The organism is Sulfitobacter sp. L-8 (genome assembly GCF_056859255.1).
In genome coordinates this window covers 38,375-44,592 of the sequence record NZ_JBSXOD010000038.1, presented here as the reverse complement: position 1 = coordinate 44,592, position 6,218 = coordinate 38,375, and the positions used below count along the sequence as shown (strand labels likewise).

General features: G+C 56.9%; 5 protein-coding genes. 3 read left to right on the top strand and 2 right to left on the bottom strand.

Annotated features, from left to right (window positions below; translation table 11 throughout):
* Positions 1–613: 613 nt before the first annotated feature.
* The 3 genes from AC13DE_RS05925 to AC13DE_RS05915 are packed head-to-tail and all read left to right on the top strand — an operon-like array spanning position 614 to position 4,289.
* Positions 614–2,551, top strand: a complete 1,938-nt coding sequence (locus tag AC13DE_RS05925) for an SIR2 family protein (protein WP_483047352.1) — start codon at positions 614–616, stop codon at positions 2,549–2,551.
* Positions 2,548–3,999, top strand: coding sequence for an argonaute/piwi family protein (locus AC13DE_RS05920; protein WP_483047351.1), 1,452 nt, complete (start codon positions 2,548–2,550; stop codon positions 3,997–3,999). The genes AC13DE_RS05925 and AC13DE_RS05920 overlap by 4 nt, the downstream gene beginning before the upstream one ends.
* Positions 4,000–4,025: 26 nt before the next feature.
* Positions 4,026–4,289 (top strand): hypothetical protein, encoded by a 264-nt coding sequence (locus tag AC13DE_RS05915; RefSeq protein ID WP_483047350.1) that lies wholly within the window; start codon positions 4,026–4,028, stop codon positions 4,287–4,289.
* A gap of 74 nt (positions 4,290–4,363) precedes the next feature.
* On the opposite strand, the gene AC13DE_RS05910 is transcribed toward AC13DE_RS05915, so the two are convergent.
* Together AC13DE_RS05910 and AC13DE_RS05905 are read right to left on the bottom strand one after the other, a co-directional pair.
* Positions 4,364–5,419, bottom strand: a complete 1,056-nt coding sequence (locus AC13DE_RS05910) for a PAS domain-containing sensor histidine kinase (RefSeq protein ID WP_072298296.1) — start codon at positions 5,417–5,419, stop codon at positions 4,364–4,366.
* 157 nt (positions 5,420–5,576) lie between these two features.
* Positions 5,577–6,176 (bottom strand): recombinase family protein, encoded by a 600-nt coding sequence (locus AC13DE_RS05905; RefSeq protein ID WP_025031067.1) that lies wholly within the window; start codon positions 6,174–6,176, stop codon positions 5,577–5,579.
* Between the last annotated feature and the right edge of the window lie 42 nt (positions 6,177–6,218).

Here is a 6,218-nt window from a genome sequence, read left to right as displayed (position 1 = left end):
CCAGCAACCGCCGCCAGATCATGGGACTGATCCCGAGCAGCCGGACTTTCAACTGAACGATTTCTCCTGTAAGGGCCATGACCCGAACTTGCCATCAACGCCTGCCCCGAGCAACTGCCCCACACTTTGCGGTACTCTCCTGACTCGGCCTCATGGGACCGACTGCGGCCACCTAAATCACTGGGTCGACGCGCGGTGAGCCTCCGCAGGTCAGCTCCGGGCCGCTTTCGCCATCTGGGTTTCCTAGCAATTTCAGGCATATGGGCATGCTGATATGCATTTCTCAGGTCCGCGATCGCGTTCGAGCTCTCGGAAGACGAATGCTAGAGCGATAAGGGGGAGAATCACATAGGAGACTCCATGCGTATTCTTACCCTTCTATGGCTGTGCTTGACAGCTTGCGCGCTCGTACCCTGTCCGGGATCGAGGCCGTCGCCTGGCACTCATGTCATGCTCGAATCGCGCCGTTTAACACGTCGTAAGCTGAGCAAAGGCGTTTGACTCTGCCGTTGCGGGCCGGGTGAGATCGTCAAATAGTCGCGTAAAGTCTTGCGTGAGCGTTTGTTAACTGGGACGATAATCTAGGTGCATTCGCGTAGCAAAATTCAGCGCTTTGAAGTACTGGATTGCCCCCAAAGCCCGTACATTATCGCAGGAGAGCCAAATCAGTTTCGTTAAAAAAATTAGCGCCGCGCAGTTCGCGACCGCCTTTACACTAAGACCAAATCTACTCTCGTGGTTCCTCGGTGCTGGTGCTTCGGCAGCCTCCGGCATCCCGACTGGCTATGCCATGATCCGCGATTTCAAAGCGCAAATCTTTTGCCGCGAGACGAACCTGTCAAAGCGGGAAATTGATACGGCTGACCCAATCTGGACCGACAGGATCGATGCCTTTTTTCGACAAACGTCGTTTTTGCCGCCTGACGGCGATCCGACGGAATATGCCAAGGCCTTCGAAGCGGTTTATCCGGAAGCCCGGCATCGCCGCCAATATATCGACGATGCGATCTCCAAGGGGACTCCCTGTTTTGGACATAAGGTGCTCGGTAGCCTCATGGCTGCCGGCAAGATCGATAGCGTTTTCACCACGAACTTCGATCCGCTTATCGAGGAGTCGGCGCATTCGGCAAATGCGATCCTCCCGAAAGACGGCCAAAACCGCCCGACTGTGGCGGCGATCGATTCCGCCGACCGTGCCATGCGGTGCCTCAATGAATCGGACTGGCCGCTGGTCGCTAAGCTCCACGGTGATTATCAGTCAATCGCGATTAAGAACACGGGATCGGAACTAGAGGAACAGGACGCCCGAATGCGGCATGTGCTGGTGGAATCCGGCAAACGCTTCGGAATGATCTTCGTCGGCTATAGCGGACGCGACGCTTCGATCATGGAGGCGCTGAACACAGTTCTCGATACGCCGTCGCCATTTCCGAACGGACTGTACTGGCTCACGTCGTCAGCTTCGCGCTTACTGCCCGCGGTGATCGAATTCCTAGAGCGCGCCGGAACGGCTGGCGTGGATGTGGCCGTCGTTGAGTGCGCGACCTTTGACGAATTAGCTGCCGATATCATCAAGGTAACCGATTTACCCAAGCCGCTTCTCGATCGGGTGATGGAAGGACGACCTACGCCGCGTCTCGTACCTGTTCAGATTCCAAATGCCAAAGCCCGTGCATTCCCGGTGCTGCGCTATTCGGCAATTCTGCTCCAATCGATGCCGACCGCGGCCAGGCGCATCAGGTTAAGCCAACCGACAACATCGGCAGAGGTGCGCGAGATCTTCAAGGCGAAGAGATGTCGGGCGACGGCGGCCGCTTTGGGGCGTGATCTAGCCGTGTTCGGGCGGGACCAGGAAATCCTGGATGCCTTGGCTCCGCTGGGCCCGTCGCTCGCTGGAACGATAGACCTAGATCCGGTCGCAGATAGCTGGGCGATGGGATTGATATACGACACACTCGTGCGATCTCTCGCCCGGCATCGCCCGCTCATCCCACGCTACAGGCGTTCCGGCCATTCGCTCGTCGTTGCCGCACCGCGCGACTGCGATGATCCTGAGCGAACGCGGGGCCAGCAACAGATCCTATCCCGGTTACGCAATGCGTACGGCACTAGTCTGTTTGGTGCAGTACCTAAGCTTGGTTTCCCGTTTCAGGAGGGCGTCCACCTCAAGCTGGAACAGCTAGATGGGAAGTGGTGGTGCGGCTTCGAGCCCTACACGTTCGTCCAGTTTCCCCGGCAAGACACCTCCCAAACGGATGGTGCGGAGGGGTTGGTCGCCGAAAAAGCTCCGGCTGAACTGGAAATACGAACCGAGCATCGAGGTGATCCTGCCGGCGACTGGCGCCGCGAGCGATGGGCTCCGCGCTATAATAGGAATTGGGCCAGCATTATTGGGGCTTGGGCTCAGCTTCTAACCGAAACAGGGGGCACGACTCGAAGCGCTTTCGGACTCGAAGATGGCACTGGCATTGATGCCGTATTCAAAGTGTCGCCCGTGACGGGGTTTAGCCGACCGTCGCATCACCATAGCTACTTCGACAGGAGAAAATGATGGGGAACCCAGCCCTCACCGAGCTGCCGCCATTCACGCTCTTGGAGGAGCCGAACCTGTCGTTTTCGCCATCCGACACCAACCAAATTGATGTCCATCCACTGCGCGGTCTTCTTAATTTCGGCCCGTATTCGAAAGGATCATTTGGTGGATACACGCCCCGAATTCGAATCGCGACGGTTGGCCCGGAGAGCGCTTTCCATCGTCGTGGCGACTTGATGAAGCTGTTGTGGGGCGTGCATCGCCCTTCCGACCGATCAGAATATGTACCGGAATATCCCGGTTTCGAGCGCCTGTTCCGCGTGTCGCTCGAAGCCGCGCCCGCGAGCGCGCACATCAAGTGGCCTGAACACCTCGACCAGCTGCCGGGAGACGGCACTGCCCAGCAGCGCCTATTTTTTACAATGGATGCCGCGCTCCGCCGCCTCGACGCCGTTCGCAACGAATTCGACGTTGTGCTGGTCCACTTTCCCGAGAGCTGGGACACGGCGACACGTGGAAAATTCTTTGACGCACACGACGTGCTTAAAGCTATGGGTGCTAAGTATAATATTCCGACCCAAGTCCTGAATGATCGCGTCTTCACCTTCAGCTACAAGGCTTCGCTTGCTTGGCGTCTGTCGACCGCACTCTATGTGAAGGCTGCGGGCACGCCGTGGAAGCTTGCGCCACTGAAAGGCGTGCCTGCGGATACCGCCTATATCGGGTTGGCCTATGCCCTGCGCGGTGACCAGCAAGACGTGCATTATGTGACGTGCTGCTCGCAGGTCTTTGACATGGACGGCGGCGGCATGCAGTTCGTTGCGTTCGAGGCGCGAGACCCGGTGGCTGACGTAGCCGAGGCTCGCAGGAACCCATTTCTTAGTCGGGACGATATGCGCGCAGTCCTCGCCCGTAGCCTGGAACTCTATCAGGGTCGCAATGGTGGCAACCTACCAAAACGCATGGTCATTCACAAAACGACAGCCTTCAAAGAGGCCGAAATCGAGGGTGCGTTCGACGCGCTTGCTGGTGTAGCGGAGATAGAGTGTGTCGAGGTCAGCTCGGCATCGTGCTGGCGCGGCGTCTGGCTAATCAAGTCGGGGGTGGAGAAACCGCTGTCAAAACCCTCTGGATTTCCCGTGCCGCGCGGGACGATGGTGATCCGCACGGGCAATTCTGCCTTGGTATGGGTGGCCGGCAATGCTCCCGAGGTCTCGACCAAAGGCGATTACTATCAGGGCAAGAAGAGCATCCCCCGGCCGCTACAACTGATCCGTCATGCCGGCAGCGGACCGCTCGAATTGACCGCTCATGAGGCGCTGGCATTGACCAAGATGGATTGGAATAACGACGCGCTTTACGACCCTGTGCCGGTTAGCATTCGCTATTCGCAGAAACTCGCCCGCACGATAGCCAACGTCACGGACCTGCCGCGAAATGTCTATCCATATCGCCTGTTCATGTAGGTATTCTAAGATGAGTACGCCCTGATATGCTGCACACCGAACCACCTCCATCTGCCACTCTTGCGCGCATCTTGCACCCAACGACTGCCGGATCGGGTTCCTACGGCCACCTGCTTCTCGAGCAGCAGGTCACTGCTCTTTCAGATGCTGACATAGCTGAACTGCGCCCTTATTTTGAGTCGGCCCATCAGGACGCACGCGAGGTGTTTCATGCGGCTGTGATCTTCCGCGATGTTTGGCGCACTTTCTTTATGGCCAAGTGGCGTAGGCTGGTGCTGGAAGCAGCGTAGCTGTCATCCGCGCTTTGCGCGGCAAAAGTCCGGTTTGAGCCCAATTCGAACGATGCTGCGAGCATGCACGAAAGTCAGCTATTTTGTTCCAGTGGGATGTCCAGTCGGAAAACAGTGGCCGCTTCATTCGACGTCGCAGCGATCTTGCCGGAATGGGCTTTCGCGATCTGGTCTGCGATATAAAGCCCAAGACCCAGACCTTGGAGAGAGTCACTTTCGTCCGCGCGTTCAAATGGCTTGAAAAGGTTCACAAGTGTATCCTGGGAGATCACCTTCCCAGAATTTGTTACTGACAAAACGAAATAACCATCCTCCTCAAATGTTGCGACAGTAATGGGTTTGTCCCTCGAACCATGAGTCACGGCATTGGCAAGCAAATTCGAAAGAAGCTGATCCAGTCGCGCAGCGTCACAGATCAACACATTTTCGAAAGCGAATAATACTTGAATGAGCCTTTCGGGATGTGCGAGGCGGATTTCGTCGATCACATTCTCGAAGCCGTCATTAAGGTTCTCCACCCGTTTCAAATCGACAGGGATACCGCCGCCAAGGCGAGCCCTCGCAAAGTCCATGATGCTGTCGATCAGCTTTGCCATCCGCCCCGCACTTCCATCTATGGCTGCAAACATCGCGGCGATCTTTTCGTCATGGGGTTGGCGTGAAGCTATGCGAACAGCCGACCCAATGGCCGCCAGAGGATTGCGCAAGTCGTGTCCCAGGATAGCGATGAACTGTTCGCGCAAGAGTGCTTCATCCTCGGAGGATTGTAGGGCGCGGGCGTTCGCCTTGTCCCGTGTCACATCTCGTGCACTGCACACGAAGATGTCCCCTTCAGGGACGGCCACCCATGACAGCCATCGGTAGTCGCCATCCTTGCGTCTGTATCGGTTCTCAAAGTGCAGAGCAGGTTCACCCTTCTTCATCTTGGAGAACAACGCCAGCGTACGATCCAGGTCGTCGGGATGAAGAAAGTCGGTGAAGACCATGCTTCTTATTTCGGCCTCAGACCAACCGAGAACAGCTTGCCAAGCCGGATTGGTTTCCACGAAAACCCCCGACTGATTGACGATACCCAGTAGGTCGGGTGAAACCTGCCAAGTCAGGCTGTGTGTGTCTGCAACAGATGTCATCTCTGCAACATAACAGAAAGTTTACAATTGTCATGTGACATGCATCGGCAATTAATTCTCGGATTGAAATTGTCCAAAAACAACCATTCATCATTGTAAGCTAGGGGTCTGCTTCGTCCGCAGAGCAGTTGTTGATGTAGAGCGCGGCGAAGGTCAGCTAGCGCGCTTCGATGGATACTTCGGCGCTCGGCGTCCGTTGTAGGACGCGATAGACTGTCGGCCGCGAAACATCGAACAGTTCTGCCAGATCGCTGATGGAGTAGTCGCCCGTGTCATACATGCGCCGCAACTCTGTCTGGCGGCGATCCGACAGCTTGGGCTTCTTGCCCTTCAGCTTCCCCTTAGCGCGGGCGACTGCCATGCCCTCTTTGGTGCGCATGCGGATCAGGTCAGCCTCGAACTCGGCGAAGGTGGCAAGAATGTTAAAGAACATCTTTCCCATCGGATCGTGCGGATCATAGACCGACGCCCCTAAGGCAAGCCTAACCCCGCGCTTTGCCAACTCGTCTGCGATAGAGCGAGCGTCCGGAACCGACCTTGCCAGCCGGTCGAGTTTTGGGACCACCAGCGTGTCGCCGGCTCTTACGGCGGCCAAGGCCTGCGCCAGTCCTGGCCGCTCGCGGTTCGTTCCGGTCAAGCCATGGTCAGTATAGATGCGGTCCTCAGCCACACCGAGATGCAGGAGGGTTGCCTTCTGAGCGGCAAGGTCCTGTTTATCGGTCGAGCATCGGGCGTATCCAATACGAGTTTCAGACATGGGGGCGTCCTTCGGAAAAATTATTCTGGAGCCATGTAGAAT

Coding starts and splice junctions, on each gene's coding strand:
- AC13DE_RS05920 (WP_483047351.1), top strand. CDS start 2,548: ATGATGGGGAACCCAGCCCTCACCGAGCTGCCGCCATTCACGCTCTTG.
- AC13DE_RS05915 (WP_483047350.1), top strand. CDS start 4,026: ATGCTGCACACCGAACCACCTCCATCTGCCACTCTTGCGCGCATCTTG.
- AC13DE_RS05910 (WP_072298296.1), bottom strand. CDS start 5,419: ATGACATCTGTTGCAGACACACACAGCCTGACTTGGCAGGTTTCACCC.
- AC13DE_RS05905 (WP_025031067.1), bottom strand. CDS start 6,176: ATGTCTGAAACTCGTATTGGATACGCCCGATGCTCGACCGATAAACAG.